Raw genomic sequence first — 17146 nt, forward strand, 5'->3', positions numbered from 1 at the left:
GCCCGGGCGCGGCCCCGCCCGGGCCGGTCCGGTCAGCCCGTGGGCTCGTCGGGGACCGGGTTCTCCTCGTTGCCGGACGCCGGCCGCGACGCGCCCCTGCGGCCCGTCCCGGCCTCGTCCGTGTCGGGGACGTCCGTCCCCGCCTCGTCCGCCTCCCGCTCCTCCGACGCGTCTGCCTTCTTCTCGCTCTCCCGTTCCGCGGCGCCGGGCGCGACCTCCCAGGGGTCCTCACCGGGGCCGGCCTGCTGGTCGGGCAGGTCGCGGGGCACACCCGCGCCGTTCTCACCGGGTCCTTCGAGGCGGTGGTCGGTCACGTCGCTCTCCCTCCATCCGTGTGCGGACCCTCGCGGGTACCCGCGAAACCCGGCACTCAGCCCACCTTGCGCCCGCGCATCGGCTCCGTCGCCTCCCCCGCCCCCTGCCGCATGCCCAGCAGGAACTCCTCCACCACCTGCGTCGCCGTGCGCGTCGGCCGCCAGCCCAGTTCCACCCGCGCGCGCGTGCAGTCCATCAGCGGCAGCCTCAGCACGGCGTCGAACAGGTGCGGGGAGGCCGGCAGCAGGCGCAGCCCCCACGCGGCGGCGACCGCCGAACGGGCCGCGGTGCGCGGCAGCCGCACCCGGCGGGTGCCGAGCATCTCCCCGAGCAGATCCGCGTCGACGGCCGGCTCGGCGGCGAGGTTGAAGGCGCCCCGCGCCCCGTCGGACAGCACCGCCAGCCGGTAGGCGTCGGCGGCGTCGTCGGTGTGCAGCGCCTGGACCCGCAGCCCCGGGACGTCGGGCAGGAACGGCAGCAGGTCGGGCCGCGCCATCGGCCCCGGCAGGAAACGCCCGCCGAAGATGCGGCGCTGTTCGCTCGCCGACTCCCGCTTGAAGAGGAACGCGGGCCGCATCCGTACCACCCGGGTGCCGGGGTGGTCCCGCTCGAACGTGTCCAGCGCCCTCTCCAGGTACGCCTTCTCCCGGCAGTACGCGGCGTCCGGCCAGCCGTGCGTCGGCCAGGACTCGTCCACCGCCCGGTCCTTCGGGCCCGGCGAGTACGCCCCGACGGACGAGGCGTGCACCAGCGCCGGCACTCCCGCCCCGGCCACCGCGTCGAACACCCGCATGCTGCCGAGCACGTTGGTGCGCCACGTGGTCGCCGGATCGTGGGTCGGCTGGAACGCCCAGGCCAGATGGATCACCGCGTCGGCGCCGGTGAACTCCTCCACGAGATCGAACCGGTCCGAGGCCACGTCCACCGCCGCCCACTCGGTCTTCGGCGGGGACCACTCGGGCACCCGCCGGGCCAGCCCCCGTACGGACGCCACCCGTGGTTCCGCCGCGAGGGCCCGCACCACGCTGGTCCCGACGTTGCCCGTGGCACCCGTGACGACCACCTTCATGCCCGTTGCGCTGCTCACTTCCGCTCCTCTCGGCCGTACGCTCCGCGGAAGCGGCGGGTACCCCTCAGGCGGAGGCGTGCACGCCGCGGCGCGGCGGGGGCGGGTGGGTGACGGGGCGCCGTACGTCCATCGGCTGCGTGACGGGCGCCGTACATGGAGAGCCCCGACCGCGACGGGGGAATCACGGTCGGGGCGGACAGAGGGTGGGCACGGACGGCGGTCGCCTCTCGGCGAAAGGCTCCACAGGGCTTCAGCCGAACGATCGTCCCTGTGGGCGGATGGTGAGGCCCGGGGACACTGTCCCGTCCGCACCCACGTCCTGTTCAACGGCCGGCGCCGGCGTGCTGTTCCGCGTCCGGCGGGACAGGCGCGTGAGGTGTGTCACCGCGGCCGCTCCCCGCCGTCGAGCTCCGCCCAGAGGTTCTCCGCCTGGAGCAGCAGCGTGCCCAGGACCGCCGCCCGCGCGGCGCCCCGACCGGCGTGCTCGCGCAGTCCCTCCTGCAGCCGCTCGTGCAGTTCCCGCATCACCGCCTCTGTCCGCTCGTCCAGCAGGGGGTCCTCCCGCGTGCCGTCGCCCACCAGCCGGTCGGCCTCGGCCCCACAGCTGTCGCCGAGCAGCTCCAGCAGTTCCGCGTAGCAGCGCAGCACCGCCGCGTCCGGTGCGGAGGGCGTGCGCCTCTCGTCCGCGGCCACCGCCAGGGTGCGGGTCAGCGCGGTGACGTGCCCGGTGATCCGGGCGAACCGCTCGTCCTCCTCCGCCGGAGGCAGCGCCTTGGTCGGCGCCCGGTGCAGGCCCCGCAGGAGGCCCGAGGTCAGCCGCAGGCTCTCCGTGCTCCAGCCCCGGGCCGAGCGCAGCGCCTCCAGACGGTCCTGGAGCCGCGCGGAGGCACCCACCCAGCCGACGGCCGTCTGCCCGTCCCACTCGCCCTCCCGCAGGTCCCCGGCGACGGTGCGCAGCAGATCACCCGTCTCCCGGGCCAGCGCCGACAGGTTCTCCCGCACGTCCCGCAGGTGGATCGGCGGCAGCACCAGCGCGTTCACGGCGATCCCGATGACCGCGCCGAGCGCGGCCTGGCCCAGCCGGTGTCCGACGGCGACCGCGCTCACCGTACCCGTGGCGATGGTGAACACCGCCGTGGTGGCGGCGTAGATGCCCTGGTCGCCGAAGCGCGGCCAGTTCGACAGCAGCACCAGCACGGGCACGGACAGCGCGAGCGCGCCCGTCGTGTCCCCGGTGACCGCCTGCGCTCCCGAGGCCACCAGGGCGCCCACACAGATCGCGGCGAACTGGCGGGTGCCCTGGACGACCGAGCTGTAGACCGTGGCCTGCACCAGGACCAGCGCCACCCACGGCGCCATCAGGGCCATCGGGTCGCCGAGCCAGACCTGCGCCAGCAGCCAGGCCAGCAGTGCCGCCGCCGCGGCCTTCAGCGACTGGACGAGCAGGTCCCGTTCCCGGCCCGGCCCGCGCCACGCGGCCCGCGCCGCCCGTCCGACGGATCGCGCGTCCCAGCGCACGGCCTCGCGCAGCCGGGCCGCCGCCGAGACCCGCCCGCCGGTCCCGCCCGGCGGCATCTCTTCCCACGTACGCACCATGTCCTGCGGGTATCCCGTTCGCCGGGCCCCTCATGCCAGGGGGCTGTCCGACAGGGACGCCAGGAGCTGAGCCGGACCGTCGTAGACAGCGTCCGCGCCGGCCTCCTCCAGATCGGCCCGCGGGATCCCCCCGCACAGCACGCCCACGCAGCGCACCCCGGCGCGGCTGCCCGCCCGCATGTCCCACACCGTGTCACCGACGAAGACCGCCCGGCCGGCCGGCACCCCGGCCAGCTCCAGGGCGTGCTCCACGGTCTCCGGCGCGGGCTTGCCCCGCTCGACGTCGTCGGCGCTCGCCGTCGCGGTGATCGCCTCGTCCGCGTCGATCGCCCGGCGCAGCGCGCTCAGCTCCGCGCCGCCGGCCGAGGTGGCCAGCACCACCGCCCAGCCGTCCCGGTGCAGCCGTTTCAGCAGCCGGCCGGCGTCCGGCAGCGCGGGCAGCCGGTCGAAGTACTGCCCGTACAGCGCCTTGTGCGCGCTGCTCAGTTCCTCGTCGAGCGCGGTGTCCCGGTCCTCGCCCAGCAGGTGCGCGACGAGATCGGAGGAGGGCAGTCCCACGGCCCGGTGGACGTCGTGCATCCGCACCCGGTGGCCCGCCTGCCTGAGCGCTTCCCACCAGGCCGTCACGTGCAGGTGGTTGGTGTCGACCAGGGTGCCGTCGACGTCGAACACGGCGGCCCGTTCCATAAGCGATCCTTCCTCGGGGGCGGGGACGGGTACCACCTCAGCCGCCCGCCACTCCGGAGGGCACCATCCGGTCCCGGGCCCACTCCAGCACCTCGTCGAGGGACCAGGTGGTGACCACCCGCTCCGGAGGTACCCCGCACTCCTGCGCCCGGGCGCAGCCGAGAATCTGCCAGTCCAGCTGGCCCGGCGCGTGCGCGTCGGTGTCGACGGAGAACAGCACACCCGCCCCGACGGCCCGGCGCAGCAGCCGGCGCGGGGGGTCGAGCCGCTCCGGCCGGCTGTTGATCTCCACGGCGGTGCCGGTCTCCGCGCACGCCGCGAACACCTCGTCGGCGTCGAACGCGGACTCGGGCCGGCCGCGCCCGGTCAGCAGCCGTCCGGTGCAGTGGCCGAGGACGTCGGAGTGCGGGTCGCGCACGGCCGCCACCATGCGGCGGGTCATGGACCGCGCGTCCATCCGCAGCTTGGAGTGCACCGACACCACCACGACGTCCAGCCGGTCCAGCAGCTCCGGCTCCTGGTCGAGGGTGCCGTCCTCCAGGATGTCGCACTCGATCCCGGTCAGCAGCCGGAAGGGCGCCCACCGCTCGTTGAGCTCCGCCACGACGTCCAGTTGCTCGCGCAGGCGGCCGGGCGACAGCCCGCGCGCCACGGTCAGCCGCGGCGAGTGGTCGGTCAGCACGGCCCACTCGTGCCCCAGCTGAGCGGCGGTGCGGCCCATCTCCTCGATCGGGCTGCCGCCGTCCGACCAGTCCGAGTGCAGATGGCAGTCCCCACGGAGCAGGTCCCGCAACCGCCGGCCGTCCCGGTCCGCGGGCTGCCGCTCCGCCTCGTCCTCCAGCTTCCGCAGGTAGCCGGGCACCTCGCCGGCCAGTGCCTCGTACGCCACCTGCGCGGTCTTCGGCCCGACCCCCTTGAGTGCTTCGAGGGTCCCGGCCGCCGCCCGCTCGCGGATCCCGTCCGAGCCGAGTTCCGCCAGCGTGCGGGCGGCGGTGCGGAAAGCGCGGACGCGGTACGCCGGTGCCAGGGACCGCTCCAGCAGGAAGGCGATCCGCTCCAGTGCCTCGACGGGTTCCATCGACACCTCCTCGCTCCAGGGTTCCCCAGCGCGGGTGGGGCCGCACGACGGCGGACGCCGCGTTCGTCCGGTTTGCGCTCTACCCTCGAGGCATGACCGAAAGCGCGAGCCCGTACATGTCGCACCCGCGGATCATGGTGCTCGGGGTGCAGCCCGGGACCCCGCCGTTCCGGATCGTGGAGATCGACGGACAGGTGGTCGGTGAGGCCAGAACGCTGACCGACGTGCTGCAGGCCGCCGCCGCGTTCGGGATCACCGTCCACGACCTGGACGACCCGGACACGGTCCGCTGGGTGGGCGGTGACAAGCTCACCTGGACCGTGCGCCGGTTCCCCCAGGAGCAGCGGGAACGGGACGAGCGGTCCTAGCCGGGGGCCGCCGGTCCCGCCCGGGCAGCCGCGGCGCACGGACGGCTGCCCCGCGACGGCGCGCGCGGCGGGCGACGGGAGCCCCGCCGCCCGCGGTCGTCCCCGGACCTCCGCTAGACCTTCTCCTTGCGCGCGTGCACCGCGCGGCTGAGGCGCCGGCCCACGAGCAGGTAGCCGATCAGCGCCCCGGAGGTGTTCAGGATGACGTCGTCGATGTCGAAGGCGCGTCCGGTGACCAGGAAGCCCTGGGCGACCTCGACCAGCAGCATCACCACGGCCGTCAGCACCAGTATCCGCAGGAATCCGCGGGTGCGCGGTGCGACGACCGGCGCCAGGACGCCGAAGGGCACGCCGAGCAGGATGTTGCCGCCGATCTGGCGCACGGCGTCGCGCAGCGCGGGCTGGTCCAGGTAGGCCCTCAGGGAGCGCCCCGGATGCAGATTGGTGTGGGTCAGCGCCTCCGAGGCGGGCGAGGGCTGCAGGGTGAGCCGGGCCAGCACCACCGCGAAGACGACCATGAACACGAGGGCGCACAACAGCACCAGCAGCCGCAGGGGCAGGGGGAGCGGGCGTGGGGCGGCGCGGGCCATTCGGTCCTCCAGTTGTCAACTTCCCTTGGTGGTACGGCGGTTACCCCCGGCTCAGGCCGTCAGTCGCCGTAGGTGACGCGCACCTTCTCGAACCCGAGGGAGCGCAGCAGGCCTTCGAGCATCTCGGTGGTGTTGGTCTCGGCCCGGGCGGTGAGTCCGCTCTCCTTCGCCGCGTCACCGATGTGCCGCACCGCGAGCTTCTGCACGGCCTGCTCGCTGTTGGGGTTGTCGGAGAAGAGGTCGCCGAGCCGGTCGAACAGCCCGCGCTGCTTGGAGACGGCGTAGGACCGCTCGGGGTCCAGCGCCGGTGTGCCCAGGCGCGCGTGGGGCAGGCGCAGCGTGGCGGACGTGCGGTTCTCGTCGACCCGTACGTCGTCCTTGCCCATCTTGCCGAGGTCGACGTAGGCGTCGACGGTGCCCGCGCCCACGTACAGCGTGCGGCTGCCGCGGACCGCGTCGGGCAGGTACTTGGCGTCCTTCTCCAGGTCCACCACGACCTGGAAGTTGCCCGAGGCGGCGTCGTAGCGGCTGATGTCCTGGATGGACTCCAGGAGCGCGGGGCCGGAGCGGTCCCGGGTCTCGGTGCCGAACAGGTCCTTCAGACCCGGCAGCACGCTGAACCGGATGCCGGCGAACAGCAGGGCCAGCACGAGCACCACCGAGCCGACCACCTTCACCCAGCCGGGCACGCGAGCGGTCATTGCCTTCACGGGAGTCGTCATGGCGACGGCCCTCCTTCCTGAAGTCCGGATGCCCTGCGGTTCGCCTGCCAGACAAGGAAGTTGAGGATCCGACGGCCGTGGCGGAAGCATGGAGGGGCGCACGGCGGGCGTCTCGCCCGTCACGGGGGATCCATCGGGGGCCGCGGTGCCGTCAGGCCGGGCCGGAGGCCGACTCCGGCTGCTCCAGGGCCGCCTGCAGGGTCGGCCGCGGCGGCAGCAGCCGGGACAGGCCCGTGATGCGGAGCATGCGCAGGGTCAGGGGATGCGCGCAGACGAGGTACAGGCTCCCGGACCCGTCCGCGGTCCGGTGCAGTGCCCGGTACAGCAGGCGCAGGCCCGAGCAGTCGAAGAATTCGACCCGGGTCAGGTCGATCACGATCCGGGCGTCCGGTTCGGCGGTCGCCATGTCCAGGTGCGGGACGATCTCCGCGGCCGCGGCGATGTCGATCTCACCGCGGAACTCCAGCACCGTGTGGCCCCGGTCCTGGCGGACGCGCAGATGCCGGGTCAGCGGCGCAGGTTCGTACCGCACGACGCCATCTCCTCCAGCCTGCTCCGTGCTACGGGGAAGGGGAGCGGTCCCAACACCGTTTCCTACCCGGCAAGTTACCCTCGAACGAGTGCATTGGAGCATGCCCGGTTGACATATGTCTTCGCATTGCGACCGAGTTCTTTCGTGTCGTCTCCGAGCCGGGAGGCCGACTGAAACCGGCGAGCCGGGACAGGTTTCCCGTACAGGGCGGGGCAGCAGCGCCCCGCACCGGGACCCCGGAGGAGACATGGCACTGGTGACGACGGGCGTGGTGGTGCTCGACTGCGCCGAGCCCGAGAAACTCGCCGAGTTCTACAAGGAGTTGCTGGGAGCCGACGAGGCCGGCGCCAACGCCAACCGGGTGGAGATCCGGGCCGCCGACGGCTTCCGGCTGGCGTTGCGCCGCGACGTCAACGCGACCGCGCCCAGCTGGCCCCGCCCGGAGAACTCCCTCCAGGCGCACCTGGAGTTCGTGGTGGACGACCTGGACGCGGCGGAGCGCCGGATCGTGAGTCTCGGGGGCCGCCCGATCGAGTCGGGCGACCCCGCGGGGCCCGCCGAGGAGCGCGGCTACGCCGACCCGGCGGGCCACTCCTTCGTCGTCCGCCGGGGCACCCCGACGGCACCGAAGCAGGGCTGAGCCCTCACCTCAGTCGCGGCCGCCCTTGTCCGGGACCGGCCAGCTGCCCGTGGACCGCTCGATCGCCTTGGCGCCCGCGCGGTCGACGGCGCTGCGCACCACCGCGAAGATGGCGCCCTGGATGGCGGCGGCCAGCAGGATCTCTCCCCAGCGGCGGTCGCGGTCCAGGGCGTCCGGCGCGTCGTCCTCGTGCCGGATCACCTTCCAGGTCTTCTGGAACGCCATCCCGGCCAGGGTGCCGCTCGTCCAGCCCAGTACGAACCCGACGGGCTTGTACGCCAGGGGCATCTTGTTCTTGACCTTCTTGCTCTTCTTCGCCATGTCGATCTCCCGGATCGGTTGCCTGCTCGGTTCTGTTCGGTGGATGTCGTTCGGGCCGGCTGGTCAGGGGCGGCCCCGCGCGGGCACCTCCTCGCCGGCCGGCACGGGCCCCGGGGGAGTGCCGTCCCCGAACGGCCGGCCGCCCAGCTCCTCGCGGTGGTGCGGCGTCGTCCAGCCGGACAGGTCGGGGCCCAGCGGCACGATGCCGGACGGATTGACGCCCGTGTGCACCTGGTAGTAGTGCCGCTTGATGTGGTCGAAGTCCACGGTGTCGCCGAAGCCCGGTGTCTGGTAGAGGTCGCGGACGTAGCCCCACAGCACCCGGTTCTCCGCCAGCTTCCACCGGTTGCACTTGAAGTGGCCGTGGTACACCGCGTCGAACCGCACCAGCGTGGTGAAGAGCCGGATGTCCGCCTCGGTGATGGTGTCGCCGACCAGGTACCGCTGCCGCTCCAGCCGTCCCGCCAGCAGCTCCAGCCGCCGGAACACCGCCGTGCACGCGGCCTCGTACTCCTCCTGGTCGGTGGCGAAACCCGCCCGGTACACGCCGTTGTTGACGTCCTGGAAGACGTCCTCCACGAGCGCGTCGATCTCGTCGCGCAGCGCCCGCGGATACAGGTCGGGCGCCCCTTCACGGTGCAGGTCCGTCCACTCGGTGGCCAGGTCCAGCGTGATCTGCTGGTAGTCGTTGGTGACCAGCTTCCCGCTCGGTACGTCCACGACCGCCGGCACACTGACCCCGCCCGGGTGGTCCGGCTCGCGCCGGTCGTACGCCTCGCTCAGGTACCGGATCCCGAGCACCGGGTCGCGGCCGTCCGGATCCAGCGTGAAGCGCCAGCTCCGGTCGTCCTGCACCGGGTCGGTCACGGCCAGGGACAGCGCCTCCTCGAGACCGAGCAGCCGCCGGGACACCAGAGCCCGGCTCGCCCACGGGCAGGCGCGGCTCACCACCAGCCGGTAGCGCCCCGCCTCCACGGGCCAGCCGTCCCGGCCGTCCGCGGTGATCCGGTCCGCGAAGTGGGCCTTGGACCTCCTGAACTTCTTCCTGCCGTACGCGCTGTTGCCGACGCCCCCGTCGTCGCCGCCCATGGTGCCTCCCTTGTCGCCGTTCCGATGTCCCTGTCACCGCGTTCCCCGTTTTCCGCCGACGGCACGGTGTGTCCTGGGCCGACCGGGGCAACCGGCCGGGGGTGAGTACTCGATCGGATCGCAGAACCCGGATCACGGTGCTGGTGGCCCTCGCCGCCAACCTGGTGATCGCCGTCGCCAAGGCCATCGGCGGACTGGCGGCCTCCTCCCCGGCGTTGCTGTCGGAAGCGGCCCACTCCGTCGCCGACAGCCTGAACGAGGTGTTCCTGCTGGCCGCCCTGCGGCGCAGCCGCCGCCCCGCCGACCGCCGTCACCCGTTCGGCTACGGCAAGGAGCGCTTCTTCTGGTCGCTGCTCGCGGCCGTCGGCATCTTCGTGATGGGCGGCTGCTTCTCCTTCTACCAGGGCATCGAGGCGCTCGGCAGCGGAGGCGAGGAGAAGGACCTGGACGGCTACGTCGCCGGTCTGGTCGTGCTCGGCGTCGCCCTGCTCGCCGAGGGCGGCTCACTGCTGCGCGCCCTGTACCAGGTGCGCCGGCAGGGCGGACTCGCCAGCGGGCTGCGCGATCCGGCGCTGCGCACCGTGGTCGCCGAGGACGGCACGGCGGTGGTGGGCGTCACCCTGGCCATCGCCGGCATGGCACTGCACATGGTCACCGGCCAGGTGGTGTGGGAGGCGGCCGCCTCGCTCGCCATCGGCGCGCTGCTCGTCTACGTCGCGTACCGGCTCGGCCGCGAAGCCCGGGACCAGCTGATAGGCGAGGCCGTCGCCCCCGAGACGAGCGGGCGCATCCGGGAGCTGCTGCGGGCCCAGCCCGAGATCGACAGCGTGGAGGCGCTCCTCACCATGAAGACGGGCCTGGACAGCGTCCTGGTGGCCGCCCGCGTCGACCTGGTGCCCGGACTGGACAGCGAGCGGGTGGAGGAGGTCGCCGTACGCATCAAGCGGTCCATCTCCCACACGTTCCCCGAGGCGGAACAGATCTTCCTCGACGTCACCGAACGGGGCTCCCCGGAAGCGTGCGAGGCATGGGAAAGCCCCGCCGCGACGGGGGAGCGCGGCGGGGCCTGAGGCACGGATGCCCGGCGGCCGGGGCTTCATGCGCACCGGGCGCGAGAATCCTCCGGACCGCCGGGCCGGCGTCCCTCAGCCCTGTTCCCGCCGCTCCAGGACGAAGACCGGGATCTCACGGTCCGTCTTCTCCTGGTACCCGGCGTACGCCGGGTAGGCCGCGACGGCGCGCTTCCACCACTCGGCCTTCTCCTCCCCGGTGACCTCACGGGCCGTCATGTCCCACTTCTCGGGCCCGTCCTGGAGTTCGACGTGCGGGTCGGCCTTGATGTTGTGGTACCAGACCGGATGCTGTGGCGCGCCGCCCAGCGAGGCCACCGCCGCGTAACGCCCCTCGTGCTCGACCCGCATCACCGGGGTCTTGCGCAGCTTGCCGCTCCTGGCACCCCGGCTGGTCAGCACGACGACGGGTCGCCCCGTCTGCTGCAGCGTCGTCCCGCGGGTGCCGCCCGAACTCTCGTACAGCTCCACCTGTTCGCGCACCCACCGCGTCGGGCTGGGTTCGTACTCACCTTGCAGAGGCATGGCATCGTCCCCTCGTCGTCGTGTACTCGGCCGAGTCGATCATCAGTGGAACACCGCCGCACCCGGGAGTCATCCGGAGCGCGCGCTTTTCAGACAGGTGCCACCGCCATGCGCAGCGCGAGCGCCGTCATCACGCCACTCGCCACCAGAGCGGTCACCAGACGCCCCCGGTGCCCCGTCAGCATGCGGCCGAGCAGCGCACCGCCCCCGGCGAGCAGCACCTGCCAGCTCGCGGAGGCGGCGAACGCCGCCGCCACGAACACGACCCGCTCCCCGGACCCGGCCGCGTCCCCGGTCTGCGAGCCGAGCACGAGCGCCGCGAAGTAGATCACGGTGGTGGGATTGAGCAGCGTGATCCCCAGCAGCGCCAGGTAGGCGCGGGCCGGACTCACGGGCGCGGCCCCGGCGTGTGTGGCGAGCCGGTGGTGCCGGTACCGCCGCACGGCGCCCGCCGCACCCCACGCCGCCAGGGCCAGCAACACCAGTACGCAGACCCACCGCAGGGGCCCCAGCACCGGCCGCAGCGCCGCCGCGAGTGCCGGGCCGCCGAGCGTGGCCGCCAGGGCGTACAGCCCGTCGGCCGTGGCGACGCCGAGGGCGGCGCAGACCCCGGTGCGCAGGGTGGTGCGGGCGGTGAGCGAGACGAGGTACGTGCCGACGGCGCCCACGGGGATCGCGATGCCGTAGCCGGCGAGCACTCCCGCGAGCAGCGCGGCCGTCATGAGCGCGGCGGTGTCGGGCCTCCCCGGGGGCCGGACCGCTGCTGTCGGCCCGCGGCGGACGCGGTGACGGACAGCGGCATCGGGAGGGGAGGAGTGCTCATGGCAGGATCCTGGAGCCTGTCCGGGGAAACGGGCAATGGGTTTTCGCGGGGGTGGTTAGGGTTTCCCGATGACCGAGAAGCCCTTCCTCTACGTCGTGGTCTGCGCCGCGGGTGTCGCCTCGGACGTCGGCGAGCTGATCGCCCGCGCGCAGGAGCGGGGCTGGGAGGTCGGCGTCATCGCGACGCCCCTCGCCATGAACGGCTTCTTCGACGCCGCCGCGGTCGAGGCGCGGACCGGCCGCCCGATCAGGTCAGCCTGGCGCAGCCCGGGCGACCCGCGCCCCTTCCCGGCCCCCGACGCCGTGGTGGTCGCACCGGCCACCTTCAACACCGTCAACAAGTGGGCGGCCGGCATCGCGGACACGCTCGCCCTGGGCACCCTCTGCGAGGCCGCCGGTCTCGGGGTGCCCGTCGCCGTCCTGCCGTGCGTCGCCGGCGCGCTGGCCTCCCATCCCGCCTACCGGGACAGCCTCACCCGGCTGCGCGGCATGGGCGTCCGCTTCGGCGATCCGTACGCGGGCGAGGCCCGACCCGACGGCGGACGCCCCGAGTTCGGCTGGCAGCGGGCGCTGGACCTGCTGCGGGACTGACCCACCGGACCGCCCCACGCGGCCGTGGGCCCGCCCGGCGGGGAAGGCCGGCCGCCGCGCCGCGACACCGCGGAGGCCGGGCGGACCCGTTGCTCCGCCGGGGTGAGGGGCGGACCGCCGGCGGCCGCCCGGAGGTCAGACCCCGTCCGTCAGGGACAGCTCCGCCCAGATGGTCTTGCCGTCGGCCGTGTGCCTGCTGCCCCAGCGCTGGGTGAGCTGGGCGACCAGCAGCAGACCCCGGCCGCCCTCGTCCCAGGTCTTCGCCCGGCGCAGGTGCGGGGCCGTGTGGCTGGTGTCCGACACCTCGCAGATCAGCGTCGAGGCGTCGTGGATCAGCCGGAGCCGGATGGGCGGGGCGCCGTACCGGATGGCGTTGGTGACCAGCTCGCTCACCACCAGCTCCGCCGTGAACGACGCCTCCATGAGCGCCCAGGCGGCCAGCTGGTCGAGGACCTGCTTGCGGACCGGGGCGACCAGCGCCGGATCGGCGGGGATGTCCCAGGTGGCGACCTGCGCGGACGGCAGCCCGTGGATACGGGTCAGCAACAGGGCCACGTCGTCGCTCGCGCCGCCCGGCGCGAGCACCGACTGCAGCACACGGTCGCAGGTCTCGTCGAGCGGGCCGGCGGCGTCGGACAGCGCCTCGCGCAGCAGCGCGTGGCCCACCTCGGGGTCGCGCCCGGGGGACTCCACCAGCCCGTCGGTGTAGAACGCCAGCACCGCCCCGTCGGGCAGCTCCAGCTCGGCCGACTCGAAGGGCAGTCCGCCCACCCCCAGCGGCGGGCCGGAGGGCAGGTCAAGGTGCCGGGCCGCGGCGCCCGGCGCGATCAGGACCGGCGCCGGGTGCCCGGCCCGGGCGAGGGTGCAGCGGCGCGACACCGGGTCGTACACCGCGTACAGACAGGTCGCGCCGACCTCGTTCTGCACCGGGTCGCCGCCCGACTCCTGCGACAGGTGGTGGACCAGGTCGTCGAGGTGGGTCAGCAGTTCGTCGGGCGCCAGGTCGATGTCCGCGAGGGTGCGCACCGCGGTGCGGAGCCGGCCCATCGTCGCGGACGCCTGGATGCCGGATCCGGCCACGTCGCCCACCACCATGGCCACCCGCATCCCGGACAGCGGGATCACGTCGAACCAGTCACCGCCCACACCGGAGCGCGCCGTCGGCAGATAGCGGGTGGCCGCCTCCACGGCGGCCGTGCGCGGCAGGGTGCGGGGGAGCAGGCTGCGCTGGAGGGCGAGGGTGGTCTCGCGCTCCCGGGAGTAGCGGCGGGCGTTGTCGATGCAGACGGCGGCCCGTGCCGTGACCTCCTCGGCGAGCAGCACGTCGTCGTGGGTGAACGCCTCGGGGTGGCTGAAGCGGGTGAAGGCCGCGACGCCCAGCGTGGTGCCGCGGGCCTGCAGCGGCACGGACAGGATCGAGTGCACTCCGTGCTCCCGGATCTCCCGGGCCCGCTCCTCGTCCACGGCGAGCCAGGGGTCGAGCTCACCGGAGGCCATCGAGGCCATGATGCTGTGGCCCGCGATCAGCGAGTCGGCGTGCGGCGCGGCAGCCGGGTAGACGACCACCTCGCCCGTTTCGGCGGTCGCTTCGGGGGCGCCCGGTGTGCGGGAGCGGTGGGCGACCCGGCGCAGCGACACCGGAGTGGTCAGCGGCTGGGCGGGCTCACCCCCGGGTTCGTCCGGCTCCAGCAGGTCCACGCTGACGAAGTCGGCCAGCACCGGTACGCAGACTTCCGCCAGCTCCTGCGCCGTACGGGTGACGTCCAGGGTGGTGCCGATGCGCATGCTGGCCTCGTTGACCAGTTGCAGCCGCTCGCGCGCCCGGAACTGTTCGGAGAAGTCGTGGGCGGTCACGCACACGCCCCGCACCCGGCGCGTCCCGTCGGTGAGCGGTGCCAGCCGGGCCAGCCAGGCGTGCGCGCGGCTCTCGCTCGTGGCCTTCATGTACGTCTGCATCTCGTGCGGACGGCCGGTGCGCAGCACCTGGTCCAGGTGCCGCTCCAGCTCGCTGTGCTGGACCCGCCCGCCGACGTCGGTGGGCCGCAGCCCGCGCAGGTGGTCGGCCGGCAGCCCGAGGAGGTGCGCCATGGCGTCGTTGACCCCGCGCAGCCGCAGCGACCGGTCGAAGACCATCGCGGCACAGGGTGACTGGTACACGGCGGCCCTGACCAGCGGTTCGTCGGGCAGTTCGTGGTCGGAGGTCTCCAGCGGGGTGACGGCGAGCCAGTCGCCCCGGCCGCCTTCTGCCGGAGTCCGGTGGTGCGCGAGCACCCACACGGTGACGGTGCCGCCGTCACGGTGCCGCAGCGCGAGGGTGCCGCTCCAGCGGTCGGCCGGGAGCGGGGCGGGGTCCGCCCCCTCGGCGAGCAGGAAGGAGGCCGGGCGGCCGACGACCTCCTCGGCCGTGTGCCCCAGCAGCAGGCGCGCGCCCTCGTTCCACCGCGCGAGCGTGCCGTCGGCGGCGATGACGGCCCGGGCCGTCACGGCATCGTCGAACGGGTCGTCCGGGCTCATCGTCGCCACTCCATCGCGCACACTCACCGTCAACCGGTGTATCGCCAGAGCCCCAGCCTAGTGCGTCCGGGCCCCGCGCGAACGCGAACACGGCGCGGGCGCCGACCTTCAGCCGACCTCCACCAGTCCCGTCCCACCCGTTGACGGACCGTCACAGCAGCCACAACCATGGTCCGCGCACGGAGATGGGAGCGCTCCCAAAACGCGCTCCGGCCCCGCACCTCCCCAGAGGAGCCCAGACGTGAACAGACGCAGAACCGCTCTGCTGTCCCTGACCGGCCTGCTGGCGACCGCCCTCACCGCGCTGCCCGCCGCCCCGGCCGGGGCCGACGAGGTCGAACAGGTCCGCAACGGAACCTTCGACACCGGCACCGACCCCTGGTGGGCCTCGCCCGGCGTCACCGCCGGGCCGTCCGACGGCCGCCTGTGCGCCGACGTGCCCGGCGGCACCGCCAACCGCTGGGACGCGGCCGTCGGGCAGAACGACATCACCCTGGTGAAGGGCGAGTCGTACCGCTTCTCCTTCAGCGCGAACGGCTCTCCCGCGGGCCATGTGGTGCGGGCGATCGTCGGCCTGCAGGCGGCGCCGTACGACACCTACTACGAGGTGTCCCCGCAGCTCAGCGTCTCGGGTGACACCTACTCGTACACCTTCACCTCGCCCGTCGACACCGCGCAGGGGCAGGTCGGCTTCCAGCTCGGCGGCAGTCCGGACCCCTGGCGGTTCTGCGTCGACGACGTGTCGCTGCTCGGCGGCGTCGCCCCGGAGCCGTACGTGCCCGACACCGGCCCCCGGGTCCGGGTCAACCAGGTCGGCTATCTGCCCTCCGGGCCGAAGAACGCCACCGTGGTCACCGACGCCGTGGAGCGGCTGCCCTGGCGGCTCAAGGACGGCGACGGCCGGGTGGTCCGCACCGGCTGGACGGTGCCGCGGGGCGTGGACGGCTCCTCGGGGGAGAACGTCCACTCCCTCGACTTCGGCTCCCACCGCAAGCGCGGGACCGGCTACACCCTCACCGTGGACGGCGAGACCAGCCGCCCCTTCGACATCGACGCGGGCGCCTACGAGCGGCTGCGGCTGGACTCGGCCAAGTACTACTACACCCAGCGCAGTGGCACGGCGATCCGCGACGACCTGCGCCCCGGCTACGGCCGCCCCGCCGGACACGTCGACGTGGCCCCCAACCGCGGCGACGGCGCGGTGCCCTGCCGGCCGGGGGAGTGCGACTACACCCTCGACGTCACCGGCGGCTGGTACGACGCCGGCGACCACGGCAAGTACGTCGTCAACGGAGGCATCAGCACCTGGGAGGTGCTCAGCACCTACGAGCGCGCCCGGCACGCCCGCACCGGCGAGGCGGACAGGCTCGGCGACGGCACGCTGAACATCCCCGAGAGCGGCAACAAGGTCCCGGACATCCTCGACGAGGCCCGCTGGGAACTGGAGTTCCTGCTGAAGATGCAGGTCCCCGACGGTGAGCCGCTGGCCGGCATGGCGCACCACAAGATCCACGACGAGCAGTGGACCGGGCTGCCGCTGCTGCCCAGCGACGACCCGCAGAAGCGGGAACTGCACCCGCCGACCACCGCTGCCACCCTGAACCTCGCGGCCACGGCCGCCCAGGCGGCACGGCTGTACCGCCCCTACGACAAGGAGTTCGCGGCCACGGCGCTGGCGGCCGCGCGCAAGGCCTGGACCGCGGCCCTCGCCCACCCGGACGTGCTCGCCGACCCCGACGACGGGATCGGCGGCGGCGCCTACCCGGACGACACCGTCTCCGACGAGTTCTACTGGGCGGCCGCCGAGCTCTACCTCACCACGGGGGAGCGGCGGTTCGAGGAGTACGTGCTCGGCTCACCGGTGCACACCGCCGACATCTTCGGCCCGATCGGCTTCGACTGGGCGCGCACCGCCGCGGCCGGCCGGCTCGACCTCGCGACCGTGCCGAACCGGCTGCCCGGCAGGGACAAGGTCCGCCGCTCCGTGATCGAGGGCGCCGACCGCTACCTGGCCACGCTGAAGGCTCACCCGTACGGCATGCCGTACGCGCCCGCCGGCAACGTCTACGACTGGGGCTCCAGCCACCAGGTGCTCAACAACGCCGTCGTCCTCGCCACCGCCTACGACCTCACCGGCGCGTCGAAGTACCGCGACGGGGCGCTGCAGAGCATGGACTACATCCTGGGCCGCAACGCCCTGAACATCTCCTACGTCACCGGCTACGGAGAGGTCAGCGCGCAGAACCAGCACAGCCGCTGGTACGCCCGGCAGCTCGACCCGAACCTGCCGAACCCGCCGGCCGGCACGCTCTCCGGCGGACCGAACTCCAGCATCCAGGACCCCTTCGCCCAGTCGAAGCTGCAGGGCTGCGTCGGTCAGTTCTGCTTCATCGACGACATCCAGTCCTGGTCGACCAACGAGCACACGATCAACTGGAACGCGGCACTGACCCGGATGGCCTCCTTCGTGGCCGACCAGGGCTGACGCCGGCACCGCGGGCCGGTCGCCGACGCCCGGCCGGCCCGCACCCGGCACGCCCGGCCGGCGGCGCGGCGACCGGCCGTGTCGCCGGCCTGCGGTACCCCTGTAGGGGGCGCTTGACCTGGGGGTATTTAC

18 protein-coding genes are annotated in these 17146 nt (G+C 73.7%); 5 read left to right on the forward strand and 13 right to left on the reverse strand.

Features of this window, described 5'->3' with window-relative positions:
- Positions 1 to 32: 32 nt before the first annotated feature.
- The 5 genes from IE118_RS06575 to IE118_RS06595 all read right to left on the reverse strand — a co-directional run bounded on the left by IE118_RS06575 (position 33) and on the right by IE118_RS06595 (position 4745).
- Positions 33 to 314 (reverse strand): hypothetical protein, encoded by a 282-nt coding sequence (locus IE118_RS06575; protein ID WP_189556339.1) that lies wholly within the window; start codon positions 312 to 314, stop codon positions 33 to 35.
- Between the two features lie 56 nt (positions 315 to 370).
- Positions 371 to 1402 (reverse strand): SDR family oxidoreductase, encoded by a 1032-nt coding sequence (locus tag IE118_RS06580; RefSeq protein ID WP_189556341.1) that lies wholly within the window; start codon positions 1400 to 1402, stop codon positions 371 to 373.
- Between the two features lie 363 nt (positions 1403 to 1765).
- On the reverse strand, positions 1766 to 2959 hold the full coding sequence (locus tag IE118_RS06585) for an FUSC family protein (protein ID WP_189556961.1): 1194 nt from the start codon (positions 2957 to 2959) through the stop codon (positions 1766 to 1768).
- A gap of 51 nt (positions 2960 to 3010) precedes the next feature.
- A complete protein-coding gene (locus IE118_RS06590; RefSeq protein WP_189556343.1) occupies positions 3011 to 3667 on the reverse strand; it encodes an HAD family hydrolase in 657 nt (218 codons plus the stop codon).
- 37 nt (positions 3668 to 3704) lie between these two features.
- Entirely contained in the window at positions 3705 to 4745 is a 1041-nt protein-coding gene (locus IE118_RS06595; protein ID WP_189556344.1) for a PHP domain-containing protein, read from the reverse strand.
- A 92-nt stretch (positions 4746 to 4837) separates the two neighbouring features.
- Between IE118_RS06595 and IE118_RS06600 the strand changes: the two genes are divergently transcribed.
- Positions 4838 to 5113, forward strand: coding sequence for a hypothetical protein (locus IE118_RS06600; RefSeq protein WP_189556346.1), 276 nt, complete (start codon positions 4838 to 4840; stop codon positions 5111 to 5113).
- Between the two features lie 113 nt (positions 5114 to 5226).
- On the opposite strand, the gene IE118_RS06605 is transcribed toward IE118_RS06600, so the two are convergent.
- The 3 genes from IE118_RS06605 to IE118_RS06615 all read right to left on the reverse strand — a co-directional run bounded on the left by IE118_RS06605 (position 5227) and on the right by IE118_RS06615 (position 6957).
- Positions 5227 to 5703, reverse strand: a complete 477-nt coding sequence (locus IE118_RS06605; RefSeq protein WP_189556348.1) for a VanZ family protein — start codon at positions 5701 to 5703, stop codon at positions 5227 to 5229.
- A gap of 59 nt (positions 5704 to 5762) precedes the next feature.
- Positions 5763 to 6425 carry a DUF4230 domain-containing protein gene (locus IE118_RS06610; protein ID WP_189556350.1) on the reverse strand — a complete coding sequence of 221 codons (663 nt, stop codon included), beginning with the start codon at positions 6423 to 6425 and terminating at the stop codon, positions 5763 to 5765.
- A 151-nt stretch (positions 6426 to 6576) separates the two neighbouring features.
- Positions 6577 to 6957 (reverse strand): anti-sigma factor antagonist, encoded by a 381-nt coding sequence (locus IE118_RS06615; protein ID WP_229846690.1) that lies wholly within the window; start codon positions 6955 to 6957, stop codon positions 6577 to 6579.
- Positions 6958 to 7204: 247 nt separating this feature from the next.
- Between IE118_RS06615 and IE118_RS06620 the strand changes: the two genes are divergently transcribed.
- Entirely contained in the window at positions 7205 to 7597 is a 393-nt protein-coding gene (locus IE118_RS06620) for a VOC family protein (protein ID WP_189556354.1), read from the forward strand.
- A gap of 9 nt (positions 7598 to 7606) precedes the next feature.
- Here the strand turns inward: IE118_RS06620 and IE118_RS06625 are convergent, their stop codons facing one another.
- A complete protein-coding gene (locus IE118_RS06625) occupies positions 7607 to 7918 on the reverse strand; it encodes a DUF4235 domain-containing protein (protein WP_189556356.1) in 312 nt (103 codons plus the stop codon).
- Positions 7919 to 7981: 63 nt separating this feature from the next.
- Positions 7982 to 9007 (reverse strand): glutathione S-transferase family protein, encoded by a 1026-nt coding sequence (locus tag IE118_RS06630; protein WP_189556358.1) that lies wholly within the window; start codon positions 9005 to 9007, stop codon positions 7982 to 7984.
- Positions 9008 to 9108: 101 nt separating this feature from the next.
- On the opposite strand from IE118_RS06630, the gene IE118_RS06635 reads away from it, so the two are divergent.
- Entirely contained in the window at positions 9109 to 10077 is a 969-nt protein-coding gene (locus IE118_RS06635) for a cation diffusion facilitator family transporter (RefSeq protein WP_229846691.1), read from the forward strand.
- Positions 10078 to 10152: 75 nt separating this feature from the next.
- Here IE118_RS06635 and IE118_RS06640 read toward each other — a convergent pair whose 3' ends face one another.
- Together IE118_RS06640 and IE118_RS06645 are read right to left on the reverse strand one after the other, a co-directional pair.
- Complete coding sequence (locus tag IE118_RS06640) at positions 10153 to 10602, reverse strand: nitroreductase family deazaflavin-dependent oxidoreductase (RefSeq protein ID WP_189556360.1); 450 nt, start codon at positions 10600 to 10602, stop codon at positions 10153 to 10155.
- 89 nt (positions 10603 to 10691) lie between these two features.
- The gene (locus tag IE118_RS06645) at positions 10692 to 11324 is read right to left on the reverse strand and encodes a LysE family transporter (protein ID WP_189556361.1); all 633 of its coding nucleotides are present in this window, start codon (positions 11322 to 11324) and stop codon (positions 10692 to 10694) included.
- 169 nt (positions 11325 to 11493) lie between these two features.
- Between IE118_RS06645 and IE118_RS06650 the strand changes: the two genes are divergently transcribed.
- On the forward strand, positions 11494 to 12015 hold the full coding sequence (locus IE118_RS06650; RefSeq protein ID WP_189556363.1) for a flavoprotein: 522 nt from the start codon (positions 11494 to 11496) through the stop codon (positions 12013 to 12015).
- A gap of 135 nt (positions 12016 to 12150) precedes the next feature.
- Here the strand turns inward: IE118_RS06650 and IE118_RS06655 are convergent, their stop codons facing one another.
- Positions 12151 to 14529: a SpoIIE family protein phosphatase gene (locus IE118_RS06655; RefSeq protein WP_189556365.1), complete on the reverse strand. Its 2379-nt coding sequence runs from the start codon at positions 14527 to 14529 to the stop codon at positions 12151 to 12153.
- Between the two features lie 241 nt (positions 14530 to 14770).
- Between IE118_RS06655 and IE118_RS06660 the strand changes: the two genes are divergently transcribed.
- On the forward strand, positions 14771 to 17014 hold the full coding sequence (locus IE118_RS06660) for a glycoside hydrolase family 9 protein (RefSeq protein ID WP_189556368.1): 2244 nt from the start codon (positions 14771 to 14773) through the stop codon (positions 17012 to 17014).
- Positions 17015 to 17146 lie beyond the last annotated feature (132 nt).

This window comes from Streptomyces pilosus (assembly GCF_014649835.1).
Lineage (GTDB): Bacteria > Actinomycetota > Actinomycetes > Streptomycetales > Streptomycetaceae > Streptomyces > Streptomyces pilosus.

Bases quoted from the DNA above. Each gene is read 5' to 3' on its own strand.
- IE118_RS06585 (WP_189556961.1), bottom strand. From the start codon at position 2,959: ATGCCGCCGGGCGGGACCGGCGGGCGGGTCTCGGCGGCGGCCCGGCTG.
- IE118_RS06590 (WP_189556343.1), bottom strand. From the start codon at position 3,667: ATGGAACGGGCCGCCGTGTTCGACGTCGACGGCACCCTGGTCGACACC.
- IE118_RS06595 (WP_189556344.1), bottom strand. From the start codon at position 4,745: ATGGAACCCGTCGAGGCACTGGAGCGGATCGCCTTCCTGCTGGAGCGG.
- IE118_RS06600 (WP_189556346.1), top strand. From the start codon at position 4,838: ATGACCGAAAGCGCGAGCCCGTACATGTCGCACCCGCGGATCATGGTG.
- IE118_RS06605 (WP_189556348.1), bottom strand. From the start codon at position 5,703: ATGGCCCGCGCCGCCCCACGCCCGCTCCCCCTGCCCCTGCGGCTGCTG.
- IE118_RS06610 (WP_189556350.1), bottom strand. From the start codon at position 6,425: ATGACGACTCCCGTGAAGGCAATGACCGCTCGCGTGCCCGGCTGGGTG.
- IE118_RS06620 (WP_189556354.1), top strand. From the start codon at position 7,205: ATGGCACTGGTGACGACGGGCGTGGTGGTGCTCGACTGCGCCGAGCCC.
- IE118_RS06625 (WP_189556356.1), bottom strand. From the start codon at position 7,918: ATGGCGAAGAAGAGCAAGAAGGTCAAGAACAAGATGCCCCTGGCGTAC.
- IE118_RS06630 (WP_189556358.1), bottom strand. From the start codon at position 9,007: ATGGGCGGCGACGACGGGGGCGTCGGCAACAGCGCGTACGGCAGGAAG.
- IE118_RS06640 (WP_189556360.1), bottom strand. From the start codon at position 10,602: ATGCCTCTGCAAGGTGAGTACGAACCCAGCCCGACGCGGTGGGTGCGC.
- IE118_RS06645 (WP_189556361.1), bottom strand. From the start codon at position 11,324: ATGACGGCCGCGCTGCTCGCGGGAGTGCTCGCCGGCTACGGCATCGCG.
- IE118_RS06650 (WP_189556363.1), top strand. From the start codon at position 11,494: ATGACCGAGAAGCCCTTCCTCTACGTCGTGGTCTGCGCCGCGGGTGTC.
- IE118_RS06655 (WP_189556365.1), bottom strand. From the start codon at position 14,529: ATGAGCCCGGACGACCCGTTCGACGATGCCGTGACGGCCCGGGCCGTC.